Annotated in this window: 17 protein-coding genes and 1 pseudogene; 10 read left to right on the top strand and 8 right to left on the bottom strand. The window is 52.9% G+C overall.

All coding sequences use genetic code 11. The annotated features are described in order from the left end of the window. Nucleotides 1-12 precede the first annotated feature (12 nt). From fdoH to fdhE, 3 genes are read left to right on the top strand one after another with little or no spacing between them, the layout of a single operon-like run. The gene (fdoH, locus tag OGY72_RS00225) at nucleotides 13-915 is read left to right on the top strand and encodes a formate dehydrogenase O subunit beta (RefSeq protein ID WP_003028691.1); all 903 of its coding nucleotides are present in this window, start codon (nucleotides 13-15) and stop codon (nucleotides 913-915) included. Further along, on the top strand, nucleotides 912-1,547 hold the full coding sequence (gene fdoI, locus OGY72_RS00220) for a formate dehydrogenase cytochrome b556 subunit (RefSeq protein ID WP_003028686.1): 636 nt from the start codon (nucleotides 912-914) through the stop codon (nucleotides 1,545-1,547). The genes fdoH and fdoI overlap by 4 nt, the downstream gene beginning before the upstream one ends. Next, nucleotides 1,544-2,473, top strand: a complete 930-nt coding sequence (gene fdhE / locus OGY72_RS00215) for a formate dehydrogenase accessory protein FdhE (RefSeq protein WP_286545983.1) — start codon at nucleotides 1,544-1,546, stop codon at nucleotides 2,471-2,473. Before fdoI ends, fdhE begins: the two co-directional genes overlap by 4 nt. A gap of 43 nt (nucleotides 2,474-2,516) precedes the next feature. On the opposite strand, the gene nadS is transcribed toward fdhE, so the two are convergent. Both nadS and OGY72_RS00205 read right to left on the bottom strand, forming a co-directional pair. Next, nucleotides 2,517-2,804 (bottom strand): NadS family protein, encoded by a 288-nt coding sequence (gene nadS, locus OGY72_RS00210; protein ID WP_279275992.1) that lies wholly within the window; start codon nucleotides 2,802-2,804, stop codon nucleotides 2,517-2,519. Continuing rightward, a pseudogene (locus tag OGY72_RS00205) lies at nucleotides 2,805-2,933 on the bottom strand (type II toxin-antitoxin system RelE/ParE family toxin); the annotation flags it as partial. A 188-nt stretch (nucleotides 2,934-3,121) separates the two neighbouring features. On the opposite strand from OGY72_RS00205, the gene OGY72_RS00200 reads away from it, so the two are divergent. The 3 genes from OGY72_RS00200 to OGY72_RS00190 all read left to right on the top strand — a co-directional run bounded on the left by OGY72_RS00200 (nucleotide 3,122) and on the right by OGY72_RS00190 (nucleotide 4,617). After that, nucleotides 3,122-4,030: an alpha/beta hydrolase gene (locus OGY72_RS00200; protein WP_286545976.1), complete on the top strand. Its 909-nt coding sequence runs from the start codon at nucleotides 3,122-3,124 to the stop codon at nucleotides 4,028-4,030. 64 nt (nucleotides 4,031-4,094) lie between these two features. Next, nucleotides 4,095-4,337, top strand: coding sequence for a type II toxin-antitoxin system ParD family antitoxin (locus OGY72_RS00195; protein WP_003825282.1), 243 nt, complete (start codon nucleotides 4,095-4,097; stop codon nucleotides 4,335-4,337). Continuing rightward, on the top strand, nucleotides 4,330-4,617 hold the full coding sequence (locus OGY72_RS00190) for a type II toxin-antitoxin system RelE/ParE family toxin (RefSeq protein ID WP_003825284.1): 288 nt from the start codon (nucleotides 4,330-4,332) through the stop codon (nucleotides 4,615-4,617). The genes OGY72_RS00195 and OGY72_RS00190 overlap by 8 nt, the downstream gene beginning before the upstream one ends. A gap of 5 nt (nucleotides 4,618-4,622) precedes the next feature. Here OGY72_RS00190 and fabY read toward each other — a convergent pair whose 3' ends face one another. The 6 genes from fabY to OGY72_RS00160 all read right to left on the bottom strand — a co-directional run bounded on the left by fabY (nucleotide 4,623) and on the right by OGY72_RS00160 (nucleotide 9,347). Beyond that, on the bottom strand, nucleotides 4,623-5,564 hold the full coding sequence (gene fabY / locus OGY72_RS00185; RefSeq protein ID WP_003825286.1) for a fatty acid biosynthesis protein FabY: 942 nt from the start codon (nucleotides 5,562-5,564) through the stop codon (nucleotides 4,623-4,625). 44 nt (nucleotides 5,565-5,608) lie between these two features. Continuing rightward, on the bottom strand, nucleotides 5,609-6,046 hold the full coding sequence (dtd, locus tag OGY72_RS00180; RefSeq protein ID WP_003825289.1) for a D-aminoacyl-tRNA deacylase: 438 nt from the start codon (nucleotides 6,044-6,046) through the stop codon (nucleotides 5,609-5,611). Further along, nucleotides 6,043-6,915, bottom strand: a complete 873-nt coding sequence (locus tag OGY72_RS00175; RefSeq protein ID WP_008786998.1) for a virulence factor BrkB family protein — start codon at nucleotides 6,913-6,915, stop codon at nucleotides 6,043-6,045. Before OGY72_RS00175 ends, dtd begins: the two co-directional genes overlap by 4 nt. Continuing rightward, nucleotides 6,909-7,508 (bottom strand): glucose-1-phosphatase, encoded by a 600-nt coding sequence (gene yihX, locus OGY72_RS00170; RefSeq protein ID WP_003825293.1) that lies wholly within the window; start codon nucleotides 7,506-7,508, stop codon nucleotides 6,909-6,911. The genes OGY72_RS00175 and yihX overlap by 7 nt, the downstream gene beginning before the upstream one ends. Nucleotides 7,509-7,613: 105 nt before the next feature. Next, the gene (locus tag OGY72_RS00165; protein WP_003825295.1) at nucleotides 7,614-8,417 is read right to left on the bottom strand and encodes a DeoR/GlpR family DNA-binding transcription regulator; all 804 of its coding nucleotides are present in this window, start codon (nucleotides 8,415-8,417) and stop codon (nucleotides 7,614-7,616) included. Between the two features lie 33 nt (nucleotides 8,418-8,450). After that, the gene (locus OGY72_RS00160) at nucleotides 8,451-9,347 is read right to left on the bottom strand and encodes a sugar kinase (protein ID WP_286545970.1); all 897 of its coding nucleotides are present in this window, start codon (nucleotides 9,345-9,347) and stop codon (nucleotides 8,451-8,453) included. Nucleotides 9,348-9,513: 166 nt separating this feature from the next. Here OGY72_RS00160 and yihU point away from each other — a divergent pair, with 166 nt between their 5' ends. From yihU to OGY72_RS00140, 4 genes are read left to right on the top strand one after another with little or no spacing between them, the layout of a single operon-like run. Continuing rightward, nucleotides 9,514-10,410, top strand: a complete 897-nt coding sequence (yihU, locus tag OGY72_RS00155) for a sulfolactaldehyde 3-reductase (RefSeq protein ID WP_048227546.1) — start codon at nucleotides 9,514-9,516, stop codon at nucleotides 10,408-10,410. Nucleotides 10,411-10,420: 10 nt separating this feature from the next. Next, complete coding sequence (yihT, locus tag OGY72_RS00150) at nucleotides 10,421-11,296, top strand: sulfofructosephosphate aldolase (protein ID WP_003825301.1); 876 nt, start codon at nucleotides 10,421-10,423, stop codon at nucleotides 11,294-11,296. Nucleotides 11,297-11,308: 12 nt separating this feature from the next. Next, a complete protein-coding gene (gene yihS / locus OGY72_RS00145) occupies nucleotides 11,309-12,550 on the top strand; it encodes a sulfoquinovose isomerase (protein ID WP_126957459.1) in 1,242 nt (413 codons plus the stop codon). 18 nt (nucleotides 12,551-12,568) lie between these two features. After that, a complete protein-coding gene (locus tag OGY72_RS00140; RefSeq protein ID WP_003825305.1) occupies nucleotides 12,569-13,411 on the top strand; it encodes an aldose-1-epimerase in 843 nt (280 codons plus the stop codon).

Raw genomic sequence — 13,411 nt, 5'->3', positions numbered from 1 at the left:
CGGAGACGACCTATGGCTTATCAATCGCAAGACATCATTCGTCGTTCCGCCACTAACGGTTTCACCCCCGCGCCTCAGGCGCGGGACCATCAGGAAGAAGTGGCGAAGCTTATCGACGTCACCACCTGTATCGGCTGTAAAGCGTGTCAGGTGGCGTGTTCTGAATGGAACGACATCCGTGATGAAGTGGGCAACAACGTTGGGGTGTACGACAACCCGGCTGATTTGACCGCCAAATCCTGGACGGTGATGCGCTTCTCGGAAGTGGAACAAAACGACAAACTGGAATGGCTTATCCGCAAGGATGGCTGTATGCACTGCGCCGATCCGGGCTGCCTGAAGGCGTGTCCGGCTGAAGGCGCAATCATTCAGTATGCCAACGGTATCGTCGACTTCCAGTCTGAGCAGTGCATCGGCTGTGGCTACTGCATCGCGGGCTGCCCGTTCGACGTTCCGCGCCTCAATCCGGAAGACAACCGCGTCTACAAATGTACGCTGTGCGTTGACCGTGTTGTGGTCGGGCAAGAACCGGCCTGCGTGAAAACCTGCCCAACCGGCGCCATTCATTTCGGCACCAAAGAGTCGATGAAAACCCTGGCAGGCGAACGCGTGGCGGAGCTGAAAACGCGTGGTTACGAAAACGCGGGTCTGTACGATCCGGCGGGTGTTGGCGGTACGCACGTAATGTACGTATTGCACCATGCGGACAAACCGAATCTGTATCACGGCCTGCCAGAGAACCCGGAGATCAGCGCTACCGTTAAATTCTGGAAAGGCATCTGGAAACCCCTCGCAGCCGTCGGCTTTGCAGCGACATTTGCGGCCAGCATCTTCCACTACGTCGGCGTAGGCCCGAACCGTGCGGAAGAGGAAGAAGACAATCTGCATGAAGAAAAAGACGAGGTGCGCAAATGAAACGACGTGACACCATCGTGCGCTACACGGCGCCGGAACGCATCAACCACTGGATCACCGCCTTCTGCTTCATTCTGGCGGCGGTGAGCGGGATGGGCTTTCTCTTCCCGTCTTTTAACTGGCTGATGCACATCATGGGCACTCCACAACTGGCGCGAATTGTGCACCCGTTTGTCGGCGTGATCATGTTTGCCTCGTTTATCATCATGTTTTTCCGTTACTGGCACCACAATCTAATCAATCGGGATGATATCTTTTGGGCGAAGAATATTCGTAAGATTGTCGTCAACGAGGAAGTAGGTGACACGGGACGTTATAACTTCGGCCAGAAATGCGTATTCTGGGCGGCGATTATCTTCCTGGTCCTGTTGTTGGTGAGCGGAGTGGTCATCTGGCGTCCGTATTTTGCGCCTGCTTTCTCAATCCCGGTGATCCGATTCGCGTTAATGCTGCATTCATTTGCCGCAGTAGCGTTAATTGTGGTTATCATGGTGCACATTTACGCCGCCCTTTGGGTGAAAGGCACCATTACCGCGATGGTGGAAGGATGGGTTACCAGCTCATGGGCGAAGAAACATCACCCGCGCTGGTACCGTGAAGTCCGCCAGAAACAGGAAAAGTCATCTGAATGAGTATTCGCATAATCCCGCAAGATGAGCTGGAGAAGAGCGAGAAACGCACGGCGGATATGATTCCGCCGTTATTATTCCCCAGACTCAAAAATTTGTATAACCGCCGCGCTGAGCGCCTGCGCGAGCTGGCCGAGAACAACCCGCTGGGCGACTACCTGCGCTTTGCCGCGCTGATCGCCCACGCGCAGGAAGTGGTGTTGTACGACCATCCGCTGCAGATAGATCTGACCACTCGCATCAAAGAAGCGAACGATCAGGGCAAACCGCCGCTGGATATCCACGTCCTACCACGCGACAAGCACTGGCAAAAACTGCTGCAATCGTTAATTGCTGAGCTGAAACCAGAAATGAGCGGCCCTGCGCTTGCCGTGATCGAAAATCTGGAAAAAGCCTCAGAGCAGGAACTGGAGCTGATGGCCAGCGCGCTGTTTGCCTCTGATTTCGCCTCCGTCAGCAGCGATAAAGCACCGTTTATTTGGGCTGCCCTGTCGCTCTACTGGGCGCAGATGGCAAGCCTGATCCCCGGCAAAGCCCGTGCGGAATACGGTGAGCAGCGTCAGTACTGCCCGGTGTGTGGTTCAATGCCGGTCTCCAGCATGGTGCAAATCGGTACTACTCAGGGGCTGCGCTATCTGCACTGCAACCTCTGCGAAACCGAGTGGCACGTGGTGCGTGTGAAGTGCAGCAACTGCGAGCAAAGCCGTGATTTGAACTACTGGTCGCTGGATAACGAACAGGCGGCAATTAAAGCTGAAAGCTGCGGCGACTGTGGGACTTACCTGAAGATTCTCTATCAGGAAAAAGACCCTAAAGTTGAAGCCGTGGCTGACGATCTCGCTTCACTGATGCTGGACGCGCACATGGAGCAAGAGGGCTTTGCCCGCAGCTCCATCAACCCGTTCCTGTTCCCGGGTGAAGGGGAGTAAGTTTTAAGATCTTCCCCCGGCAATTGAACCAAACTGCCGGGGATTATCTTAGTGCCTGAATGACATGTTTTGGATCATTGGCAATAGCACGTAACAACGCTTTTGCTGGACCGGTCGGTGAACGACGCCCTTGCTCCCAATTTCGCAACGTATCCACGCTTACCGATATCAAATCTGCGAAACGAGTCTGTGATAATCCTGAAGACTGGCGAATTTCCTTTATTTTCATGGCGTCAATATGAAAGGTACGGGAAGGTTGTCGCGTTCCTTGAGCGATCTCATTCATCTGAACCATACTTTGAGTTAATCGCTCAAATAGTGCCTTATCCATTTACCACCCCTCATTCAACATACGCAGCAGTACTTTTTCCTGCGGAGTCAGATCATCCTTGATCCCTTTCTGATAAATCAGCAACAAACGAATTTGTGATTTCCTGATTTGATGAAAGTAAATAATCCTCTTAACTATACGTCAATGGCGTATAGTACATTTTCCTCACAATACCGAATTCAAACAGCAGAAACCAATGACGGTATTTAATCTGCGAGCCGCTTTCCAGAATCATACCTGCCCCCATTTTTCCCATTTTCATTCTTAGTTATCCAGGTTATAAACCTGTATATCTATACAGATAAGGGGATGTAAAAATGGCACTGGAAAGCGGGATTGCACAGCTGGTTGAGGCATTTATCGTGGCGGGACGCCCTTCTTCGCGCGAGCAGAATATTGATGACCGGAGAGCAGGCTATATCGCCAGCACGGTCCTGGCCGGAGACACTGAAACCCGCGTACAAGTTGAAGATATTGAACTCGATGCCATGATGTTTCGCGTAGTTTCGCCGCGGGGCAGCACGGGAAATCTCCCCTGCGTTATCTATTACCACGGTGGCTGCTTTGTCAGCGGCGGATTTGCCACACATGATAACCAGTTAAGGCAACTTGCCTGGTACAGCGGCTGTCGGGTCATTGCAGTGCAGTATCGCCTCGCACCTGAGCACATCTTCCCGGCAGCACATAACGATGCTGAAACCGGGGCCAATATTATCTGGAAGTATGCCCAGAAACTGGGTGTCGACCGTAGCAACATTACGCTGGCTGGCGACAGCGCTGGCGGGCATCTGGCGCTGGTCACCGCACTACGCCTGAAAGCTACCAGGCAGTGGCAACCTGCGCAGCTTATGTTGATCTACCCGATGCTGGACGCAACCGTCAGGTTTGCGAGCTATGACCATAATGGACAGGATTACATTATCACCCGCGACACGCTGCTGTCGGGCTACGAGATGTATATGCCGCAAACCGATCCATTGCATCCCGAAGTCAGCCCACTCTGGCGCGAAGACTTCAACGGTTTACCGCCCACGCACATCATTACAGCTGAATTCGACCCACTGCGAGATGAAGGCGAGGCCCTGTATCAACGGTTCCAGGAGCAGGGCGTGGAGTGCACTTGCCAACGCTATCTCGGCGTTATCCACGGATTTTTCCAGTTGGCTGGGGTGAGCCAGGCAGCACGAAGCGTTATGCGGGATGTGGCCTGGCGGCTAGGTCAGTAAGGTTGTTCATGTTTTCGTCCACGGGTGCTATCTTGTGTGAATAGATAACACAAAGGACAAACCTATGCCCAGAACTACCAGCATTACAATTGGCGAGCATCTCGATCGTTTTATTAACGAAATGATTGAAAGTGGGCGCTATGGTTCCACCAGCGAAGTTGTCCGTTCAGCATTACGTTTACTGGAAGAACAAGAATTGCGAAACAACGCATTACGCGACGCGCTGGAGGATGGGATACACAGCGGCACAAGCGACCTGACTCTACAGGAGGTCGCGCACAGGAAAAAGCGCAGTCTGAATGTATAAACTCTCTAATCAGGCAGTCGAAGACTTTGAATCTATCTATGAATACACCTGGAGAAAATTCGGTTATCAGCAGGCGGATAAATACACGACTGAGATGGAACAGCTTTTTTTACTGTTAGAGAAAAACGCTTTGATGGGTCACAACTGTTCTGCGATTAAGGAAGGTACCCGTCAATACAATCATCGACAGCATGCGATTTTTTATCAAAATGCGGATTATGGCATTTTCATAATCCGCATTTTACATCAGCAAATGAACCCAATATTGCATTTTAGCTAGAAGGCCTACTCTTCCTCGTTCCCGCCTTCTTCATATGCGCCAAACGGTTTTGCGGGTAGCACAATGTAGGTGCCTTCAAACACCACGCCCGGCGTGTCATCGCCAAACACCCCAACCTGCATCTGAACGCGCGCCTTGCGACCTCTTGCCAGACGGTCCAGGTCACCGCTCAGCGAGCCCAGATCGGCGATAGCGGTAGGTTTCCCGGTGATCGGCCTGCTGTATCGGATATGTGCGTCGGCAAGGATTATCGTCCCGCCCAGATGACGCTCACGCAGCATCAGCCAGATAAGTCCCCAGCCCGTTAGCGTCGCCAGTGAAAACAGACTCCCGGCAAACAGCGTATGGTGCGGGTTCTGATTGCCCGTCTCGGGCATCGTGGTGATAAACTTCTGCCCGGTATATTGCTGAATGCGCACGCCCATTTTCTCACTCAATGGAATATGTTCGTACCAGGCTTGCTGTAGCTGTCCGCACCAGTCCCCGCGATGGAGAATATCGTCCAGCGTCGCAATAGGCTTAATCATCAAAAAGTGACGCACCGGCGTGGTTTGCGGCGTGGTGATTTCTCCCTGGCTCACAAACCCCAGTTTGGCAAAAAATTCGACCGCATCTTCACGGGCGCTACAGGTTACGCGTTTGACCCCTTCCTGACGCGCTACAGACTCCAGGGTCATCGCCATCAGCGTGCCCAACCCTTTCTCCTGCACGGAGGGATCAACGGCCATAAAGCGTATGGAGGCTTCGTTATCCGCATTGATATACAGTCGGCCAACTGCGACCAGATTTCCCTCTTCGTCCACCACCATCTGGTGATGCGCCATCGCATCCCAGGCATCCCGTTCTGAGCCTTTAGGCTGGTGCAAAGGTTTACGCAGCATCTCCCAGCGAAACTGGTAGTAACGCTCCAATTCTTCTTCTGTTTGCGGTACTCGAAGGTGATACATAGTCGTATTCTCTCTTGTTGTCCGCGGCCACACCGGTAGCTGGTTCATACTTGTAACCAGAACGTCACGGGGCCATCATTAACCAGTGAAACCTGCATATCCGCAGCGAATCGACCGGTTTGCGTATTCATTTCCTGTTGGCGGCAACGCTCAACAAAGTACTCATACAACGCCTCTGCACGATCGGGCGCAGCCCCTTTTGAAAACCCCGGGCGCATGCCGCGTTCGGTATCTGCCGCCAGCGTGAACTGTGAAACCACCAGCACGCTGCCCCCTGACTGCTGCACGTTAAGGTTCATTTTGCCTTCGGCATCGCTAAAGATTCGATAGCCGAGTACGCGCTCGCACAGGCGGTTCGCTTTCTGTTCGTCATCATCCCTTTCGACACCTAACAGGACCAAAAGTCCTGGGCCAATTTCACCCGTCACCTCGCCCTCCACGGTGACGCTGGCACGGGTTACGCGCTGAATTAATGCAATCATGGTTGCTCTGCTTCTTCTTGTTCTGCGGCTTGTTTAAGTTTGCGGTATTCCCCGAGAGTGACAGTTATTTCCGCGCCTAGCAAGACGATACACCAGGTCCAGTATACCCAGACGAATAAAATGGGGATCACCGCCAGGACACCATAAATGAGCTGATAAGACGGGAACATCGTGATATAGAGCGCAAATCCTTTCTTTCCGGTTTCGAACAACACAGCGGCCACAAAGGCGCCAATAACTGCATCACGGTTGGGTACACGCGTAGTCGGTACGATGCTGTATAGCAGCCAGAACGAGAGCCAGGAAAGCACCAGCGGGAAAATACGCAGGACGTTATCAATCACCGTGTTGAGATCGCTGGCCCAGCGCAATGACAACAGATAAGAGCTGATTGCCAGACTGGCCCCCGCCAACAGCGGCCCCAGCGTTAAAATCATCCAGTAAACGGCGAAAGAGTAAACTTTAGGCCGAGTACGCTTGCTGCGCCAGATAGTATTCAGGGCGTTATCAATGGAATACATCAGTAATAACGCTGTCACAATCAGCCCGCACGCCCCAACGGCCGTCATTTTGTTCGAGTTGGCGACGAACTGTTCAATATAACGCTGAATGACATCTCCCGTCGCCGGAATAAAGTTTGCGAAAATGAAATGACGTAGCTGGACACTGACGTCAGAAAACATCGGAAATGCGGCGAAAAGCGCAAAAACTACGGCAATAAGCGGCACTAATGAGAGCAATGAGACATAGGCAAGATTTCCTGCCAGCGTCGTCATGTTGTCCTCATCAATCCGCTGCCATAGTAGCTTCAGCCAGGCCCGAACAGGACGCGTATGGTGCCTGGCTTGTTGCTGAACATTTTTTAGCATAGCAACTTCGCGAAATAGTCCGGAATGGTCGTTTTATCGACAACCTGGATGCTGGTAATCCCTAACCGATTAGCCCCTTCAATATTATCGGCGTTGTCGTCGAAAAATACCGCCTCATGCGCAGAAAAACCTTCAGACTGCAGGACATGCTGGTAAATCCGCGCTTCCGGTTTACGCATGCCCAGATCCTGGGAAAGGTAAATATGGTCAGCAGCCTGGCGGATTTCGGGGTATTCGTCCGGCCAGAACGTCGTGTGCAGACGGTTAGTATTCGACAAGACAACCACCCGATGCCCCTGCTCACGCAGCTTTTGCATGACGTCGATGACTTCAGGACGCAAGGCAACAAAAACAGCCTGCCAGCCATGGGAGAACTGCTCATAGCTTAACGGTAGCGCCATGTCATGACATATCGCCTCGGCAAAGGCTTCATCCGTTATTTCACCTCGCTCGTGCTGGTGAAAAGCCTCTCCCATGGTGAAACTTTGCTTTAACGAAGCCAGCGGTACACGGCTCAGATCGCTCCAAGTTCCTAACACGCGATTGAAGTCGATATCGACAATCACATTACCCAAATCAAAGATATAGAGCATGCCCTTCTCCTTATTCGCCGTGGATGAATAACTGTAGCGGGAAAGGAGAAGTTTGACTATGCGAGAGTGATGGCTACGAACTTATCGAGCCATCATTGGGGAGAATTACACTGCCAGAGCATCATCCTGTGAAGGACTCACCTGCACAATTTCTACCTGCTGTGACTGGAGTAAATTATGCAGGGCCGGGCCTGGGTACTCATCGGTAAACAGCGCGGTCACCTGAGACACATTGCCAATTTCCACCGCGGCAGAAGCCGTATATTTCGTATGATCCGCAGCCAACAGAATATGCCTTGAATGGGCCATCATCGTCTTCACTACGCTGGCCTCGTTGACATCAAACTCCAGCAGCGCACCATCATTTTCGATCGCGCCAACGCTGGTAACCAGGTAGTCGGCCCGAAAATCAGCGACAAATGCCGAGGCAGAAGGGCCAATGATGCCGCTGTTATGCGGGCGTAACGTCCCCCCCGGCACCATGACTTCAAAACGTGGGTTGTTATACAGAATGTGCGCCACGCGTAGGCTATTGGTAATAATGCGCAAATGATTATGGTTTAACAGCGCGCGTGCTACCTGCTCAACGGTGGTGCCAATGGTAATAAACACCGTTGACCCATCGGGAATGTAATCAGCCACCGCTTCCGCGATGGCTTTTTTCTCTTCCGTCCAGGAGACTTCACGCTGCTCAAACGCCGTATTCACCACGCTGGAAGCTCTGCCCGCGCCACCATGATGACGCGTAATTAATCCCTGCTCACTGAGTTTACGAATATCACGACGCACAGTTTGCGTGGACACGTCCAGCAGGCTGGCCAGCTCGTCGATATTCATATAACCGCGCTCGCTAATCAGCATAAGCAGTTGATCGTGTCGCGGGTTACCGGTCAGTTCGGTAAGACTCATGAAATTTCCTCGAAAAACCATTGCCCTGGCATTTTATACAAAAAGTGACAGAAAAGATCGGGTTTGATCACAGTCAGGGATTCCGGCCCTTCCTCCCGGACGCGTGCATTTTAACGCAGCAACCCCGCTGGCAAACCTGACTGCCTCTTCTGGAGCATCGCCGCCGGCCAGGCTGAATACGAGTGCACCGTGGAAAACATCTCCAGCTCCCGTAGTATCCACAACGTCGACTTTAAATCCAGATTGATGCTGCAACGTATTATTTTTTATCCAGTCACAGCCTTCACTTCCCCGCGTTACGTAAACATGTCCATTTGTGAGTGTTTTTGCTTGTTTCAGTCCAACTTCAGAATCATTTATCCCGGTTAAACGCACCAGACCAGGTTCAGAGAACGCAGCATGATCGCTTAACGCCACCAGCTCGCTGATATCTTGTGGCGTTACGTCACCATCCAGTACTGTCATCACTCCCGCCTGACGCGCCAGCGTGAACGCCTTTCTGGCCCCTTCATGCCAGCGAACATCCGCCAACACCACATCCCACTGGGAAAAATCGATCTCATTCAGCCAATCAGCATCCGGCAATAAATCCGGGCTGGGATAGTTAACGATAATCCGCTCCCCTTGCGTATCAACCATAATTGCCGATTGCGAAGACTTCGCCCCTGCGTAGCGCCGGGTGTAACGGGTATTTACCCCCAGGGATTCCAGCTCCGCCAGTAGGCTATTTCCGGTGTCGTCATCGCCCACACGGCCAATAAAGTCCACCTGTGCGCCCAGCTTCGCTGCAGCCACTGCGGCCGTTGCAGCAGGCCCACCGCCCACTTCCGTATAACGTTTCGCCACATACTTACCCCCTTCAGTCGGTAAACCTTCCACGTAATAGATGCGATCCATCACGGCAATACCTACACAAGCAATACGAATCATGGTCATTCCTTAGGCGTTTCAAGATGGGACCATTTTAATTTCACAAAATGTTTAAAAAGTGACGGCTGTCAATTTTTTGACCATAAATTACAAATACGATCAAAAACAGACAAAAACAAACGACCTTAAATGACAAAAAATGACATCCACGTCTCAGGAGAACGTTATGGCAGTTATAGCATTTATCGGATTAGGTCAGATGGGTTCACCCATGGCGAGCAACTTGCTGAAGCAGGGTCACCAACTCAGCGTCTTTGACGTTAACCCGGATGCCGTTCAGCGCCTGGTGGAAAAAGGAGCACAGCCTGCCAGCAACCCGGCTCAGGCAGCAAAAGGGGCAGAATTTGTCATCACCATGCTGCCAAATGGCGATCTGGTGCGTAGCGTACTGTTCGGCGAGCAAGGTATCTGCGAAAGCCTCTCCCCGCAGGCATTAGTGATTGATATGTCGACTATTCACCCACTGCAAACCGACAAGCTGATCGCCGATATGCGTGCCAAAGGCTTCGACATGATGGATTGCCCGGTTGGGCGTACCTCCGATCACGCTATCGCGGGAACGCTGTTGCTGCTGGCAGGCGGAACAGCACAGCAGGTAGAACGCGCCGCACCGGTTCTGATGGCGATGGGTAATGAACTGATCAATGCAGGGGGTCCCGGCATGGGGATCCGCGTGAAACTCATCAACAACTACATGAGTATCGCACTGAACGCTCTTTCTGCCGAAGCAGCCGTGTTGTGCGAGGCACTTGGCCTCTCCTTTGATGTGGCCTTGCAAGTTATGAGCGGTACCCCCGCCGGGAAAGGCCACTTCACTACCTCCTGGCCGAACAAAGTGCTGAAAGGCGATCTTTCCCCGGCATTCATGATCGATTTAGCTCACAAGGATCTTGGCATCGCGCTGGACGTTGCCAACCAACTGCATGTGCCGATGCCGCTCGGCGCCGCCTCCCGCGAAGTCTATAACCAGGCACGCGCCGCTGGCCGTGGCCGGGAAGACTGGACGGCCATTCTTGAACAGGTTCGCGCATCCGCCGGGCTAAATAAACACACAGATAAGTAAGGACTGAGCAATGACGAAGTACACCCTGAAAGATATCACCCGAGCTTCTGGCGGATTTGCCATGCTGGCGGTCGATCAGCGCGAAGCCATGCGCTTAATGTTTGCCGCAGCAGGTGCAAAATCCCCGGTCAATGACAGCGTACTGACCGATTTCAAAGTCAATGCGGCGAAGATCCTGTCCCCCTATGCCTCCGCCATTCTGGTCGATCAGCAGTTCTGCTACCGCCAGGTTGTAGAGCAAAACGCGGTCGCCAAAAGCTGCGCCATGATTGTGGCCGCTGATGAGTTTATTCCGGGTAACGGAATCCCGGTCGATAGCGTGGTGATTGATAAAAAAATCAACCCGCAGGCCGTGAAGCAAGATGGTGCTAAGGCTCTCAAACTGCTGGTGCTGTGGCGTAGCGATGAAGATGCCCAACAGCGTCTTGATATGGTGAAAGAATTCAATGAGCTATGCCATTCCAATGGCCTGCTGAGCATCATCGAGCCGGTTGTTCGCCCACCGCGTCGTGGCGATAAGTTCGATCGCGAACAGGCCATTATCGATGCCGCAAAAGAACTGGGTGATAGCGGTGCCGATCTCTACAAGGTCGAAATGCCGCTGTACGGCAAAGGTACCCAACAAGAATTGCTTAGCGCCTCTCTGCGCCTGAATGAAAACATCAACATGCCGTGGGTCATTCTCTCCTCTGGTGTAGATGAAAAACTGTTCCCGCGAGCAGTCAGCGTAGCAATGACCGCAGGCGCATCTGGCTTCCTGGCCGGACGTGCGGTCTGGTCATCGGTTGTTGGCCTGCCGGATACCGAACTGATGCTGCGTGATGTTTCCGCACCTAAATTGCAACGCCTGGGCGATATCGTCGACGAAATGATGGCCCGGCGCTAAGAGGATCTAAGAATGAAATGGTTCAACACCCTAAGCCACAACCGTTGGCTGGAGCAAGAAACCGACCGCATCTTTAACTTTGGTAAGAATGCGGCGGTACCCACCGGATTTGGCTGGCTGGGAAACAGTGGTCAGGTCAGAGCAGATATGGGGACACATCTGTGGATCACCGCCCGCATGCTGCACGTCTACTCCGTTGCCGCGTCAATGGGTCGTCCTGGCGCATATCAGCTAGTCGATCATGGCATTAAAGCACTGAATGGCGCGCTACGCGACACTCGCTACGGCGGTTGGTACGCCTGCGTAAATGACGAAGGCGTTATGGACGCCTCCAAACAGGGCTATCAGCATTTCTTTGTTTTGCTCGGTGCGGCAAGTGCGGTCACCACCGGTCATCCGCAGGCCAGGCAATTGTTGGATGACGCTATCGACGTGATTGAAAAGTACTTCTGGAGCGAAGAGGAGCAGATGTGCCTGGAATCCTGGGACGAAGCTTTTAGCCAGACGGAAGATTACCGCGGCGGTAACGCCAACATGCACGCGGTCGAGGCTTTCCTGATCGTGTATGACGTTACCCATGACCGTAAATGGCTCGATCGCGCACTGCGAATTGCATCGGTGATTATTCACGACGTAGCCCGCAGCGGGGAGTATCGCGTTAACGAACACTTCGATTCACAGTGGAACCCAATCCGCGATTACAACAAGGATAACCCAGCTCACCGTTTCCGCGCTTACGGCGGCACGCCGGGCCACTGGATCGAATGGGGTCGCCTGATGCTGCATCTGCATGCCGCACTGGAAGCCCGCTTCGAAACGCCTCCCGCCTGGCTGCTGGAAGATGCCAAAGGCTTGTTCCACGCCACCATCCGTGATGCCTGGGCACCAGACGGTGCAGATGGTTTTGTCTATTCGGTGGACTGGGATGGTAAACCCATAGTTCGCGAAAGAGTGCGTTGGCCGATAGTCGAAGCCATGGGTACCGCCTATGCCTTGTATACCCTCACCGGCGACAGCCAGTACGAAGCCTGGTACCAGAAGTGGTGGGATTACTGCATCACATATCTGATGGACTACGAGACCGGTTCATGGTGGCAGGAACTGGATACCGATAACAAGGTGACGACCAAAGTCTGGGACGGTAAGCAGGACATTTATCACCTGCTGCACTGCCTGGTGATCCCGCGTCTACCGCTGGCTCCGGGCCTTGCTCCGGCAGTGGCTGCCGGTCTGCTGGATATCAACGCTAAATAAGTAACAAGGTGAGCAGCCATGCATAACGGTGGAAAAACCATTCATCTTCAAGCCGGAAACTTCCAGGCGAAAATCGTCACGGTTGGTGCTGGACTAGCAGAATTGACGCACCGTGGACGTCACATTGTGATTCCACATAAGCCGGAAGAGATGCCGCTGGCACATTTAGGAAAAGTGCTGGTTCCCTGGCCAAACCGCGTTGCAGATGGCTGCTATCAACATAACGGCAAGACCTTCCAACTTGCCGTTAACGACCCTGTTTCACATACCGCCATCCATGGATTGCTGGCCTGGCGGGACTGGCAGATTAATCAACTGTCGAACACGGAAGTGTCGTTGACGATTTTTCTTCCGCCCTCTTATGGCTATCCCTTTGCGCTGGTTTCAGAGGTGATTTACCGACTGGAGGCAGACAGCGGATTGCACGTCATTATTCGGACACAGAATGTGGGTGACGAAATTGCACCCTATGGCGCGGGAGCACACCCCTACCTGACCTGCAATCAGCACCCTATCGATGACTGTGAATTAACACTCCCAGCGAGTGAAGAAACATGCGATGAACGGGATTTCACAACGCAGCGACGCATTGCGCAGACCACTATCGATCATACGTTCAGGACCATGCCACCTGACGCTGAGTGGGAAGTCAGGATAACCAGTCCATCGCAAAACATGTCCACTTTTTTACGCAGCCACCAGCCCTGGCTACAGGTGTACACCGGCGAAAAATTAGCACGGCGTGGCCTTGCGGTTGAACCGATGACCTGCCCGCCAGACGCCTTTAACTCCGGAATTAGCCTGATTCATCTCGCGCCCGGAGAAACACATCAAATGCATTTTTTAATCGGCAGTGAATAA

The organism is Citrobacter sp. Cpo221, assembly GCF_030332345.1.
Lineage (GTDB): Bacteria > Pseudomonadota > Gammaproteobacteria > Enterobacterales > Enterobacteriaceae > Citrobacter > Citrobacter portucalensis.
The sequence above is the reverse complement of the archived record's forward strand: the minus strand, read 5'-3'. Positions and strand labels throughout refer to the sequence as shown.

Excerpts from the sequence above, each read along its gene's own strand:
- fdoH (WP_003028691.1), top strand. The coding sequence starts at position 13 with ATGGCTTATCAATCGCAAGACATCATTCGTCGTTCCGCCACTAACGGT.
- fdoI (WP_003028686.1), top strand. The coding sequence starts at position 912 with ATGAAACGACGTGACACCATCGTGCGCTACACGGCGCCGGAACGCATC.
- fdhE (WP_286545983.1), top strand. The coding sequence starts at position 1,544 with ATGAGTATTCGCATAATCCCGCAAGATGAGCTGGAGAAGAGCGAGAAA.
- nadS (WP_279275992.1), bottom strand. The coding sequence starts at position 2,804 with ATGGATAAGGCACTATTTGAGCGATTAACTCAAAGTATGGTTCAGATG.
- OGY72_RS00200 (WP_286545976.1), top strand. The coding sequence starts at position 3,122 with ATGGCACTGGAAAGCGGGATTGCACAGCTGGTTGAGGCATTTATCGTG.
- OGY72_RS00195 (WP_003825282.1), top strand. The coding sequence starts at position 4,095 with ATGCCCAGAACTACCAGCATTACAATTGGCGAGCATCTCGATCGTTTT.
- OGY72_RS00190 (WP_003825284.1), top strand. The coding sequence starts at position 4,330 with ATGTATAAACTCTCTAATCAGGCAGTCGAAGACTTTGAATCTATCTAT.
- fabY (WP_003825286.1), bottom strand. The coding sequence starts at position 5,564 with ATGTATCACCTTCGAGTACCGCAAACAGAAGAAGAATTGGAGCGTTAC.
- dtd (WP_003825289.1), bottom strand. The coding sequence starts at position 6,046 with ATGATTGCATTAATTCAGCGCGTAACCCGTGCCAGCGTCACCGTGGAG.
- OGY72_RS00175 (WP_008786998.1), bottom strand. The coding sequence starts at position 6,915 with ATGCTAAAAAATGTTCAGCAACAAGCCAGGCACCATACGCGTCCTGTT.
- yihX (WP_003825293.1), bottom strand. The coding sequence starts at position 7,508 with ATGCTCTATATCTTTGATTTGGGTAATGTGATTGTCGATATCGACTTC.
- OGY72_RS00165 (WP_003825295.1), bottom strand. The coding sequence starts at position 8,417 with ATGAGTCTTACCGAACTGACCGGTAACCCGCGACACGATCAACTGCTT.
- OGY72_RS00160 (WP_286545970.1), bottom strand. The coding sequence starts at position 9,347 with ATGATTCGTATTGCTTGTGTAGGTATTGCCGTGATGGATCGCATCTAT.
- yihU (WP_048227546.1), top strand. The coding sequence starts at position 9,514 with ATGGCAGTTATAGCATTTATCGGATTAGGTCAGATGGGTTCACCCATG.
- yihT (WP_003825301.1), top strand. The coding sequence starts at position 10,421 with ATGACGAAGTACACCCTGAAAGATATCACCCGAGCTTCTGGCGGATTT.
- yihS (WP_126957459.1), top strand. The coding sequence starts at position 11,309 with ATGAAATGGTTCAACACCCTAAGCCACAACCGTTGGCTGGAGCAAGAA.
- OGY72_RS00140 (WP_003825305.1), top strand. The coding sequence starts at position 12,569 with ATGCATAACGGTGGAAAAACCATTCATCTTCAAGCCGGAAACTTCCAG.